Origin of the sequence: Domibacillus indicus (genome assembly GCF_023715895.1) — a bacterium.
GTDB classification, from domain to species: domain Bacteria; phylum Bacillota; class Bacilli; order Bacillales; family Domibacillaceae; genus Domibacillus; species Domibacillus indicus_A.
The window spans coordinates 1-899 of sequence record NZ_JAMBOO010000063.1; the positions used below are offsets into that span (position 1 = coordinate 1).

Annotated in this window: 1 pseudogene; it reads right to left on the bottom strand. The window is 34.6% G+C overall.

The features are described from left to right. Window positions 1-899 (bottom strand): annotated as a pseudogene (locus M3221_RS25420) (IS3 family transposase); the annotation flags it as partial.

Genomic DNA, 899 nt, shown 5'->3' on the forward strand with positions numbered 1-899 from the left:
TTAATAGTGGATAAATAAGCCTTTTTTCTATTACTGTAATATAAATATGTAATATCGGTGAGTAATACTTTTCCTGGAGTTGCTTGTTTAAATTCTCGTTTTAATAAGTTTGGCAGTATGGAGTGTTCTTGAGTAGCTTTCAACATCTTTTGATAAGGATTGGTTCTTCTGATAGGACATACAATCTTGTATTTTTTCATAATCCTTCGGATTCGCTTCAAGTTATATGTAAGTTGAAACTGTCCCTCTAATGTCATCTTAATCTGACGTGCACCCTTTTTACGCCGTTTAAAATTAAATGCTTTTAGGATATTTTCTTTTAATATTAAATCTTCTTTTTCCCGTCGACCTTTTCTTTCCTGAGATTCTTGGGAAAAATAACGATAATAACCTGAGCGTGATACTCCAGAAATCCCACATAGGAAACTCACCATATTTTTAAGCTTATACTTTTCAATTACCGAACGAATTAAAAGAAACCTCTGTGCAGCAGAGACTTTTACTCGTTTTTCTCCAGCCCCCTTTCCATCATGTCTAACTTTTTTAATAACTCGTTCTCAGCTCTCAATAATTGAATTTGAGCTTCTAATCTAGCATTCTTTTCTTCAAGGGAAAGCTCCTTCTGAGTTGGTCTCCCCAGATTATCTTTACGCGTATCCCTAAGACCCAATACTCCTGATTCATTAAAAGCAGTTCGCCATCTAGAGGCAGCCCTTTGAACTCTGACGATACCAAGGACTTCAACATCAAAACCATTCTCCTCAAAAATCTGTCTTGGTAATTTTCCATTCTCATTTTCAGCTATAAAAATCCTTTTAAACTCATCCGTGTACGTAATACTCTTTGAACTTATAGACTTGACATAAGGATTATTGGATAGTTTTTTCATTTCCATTTCA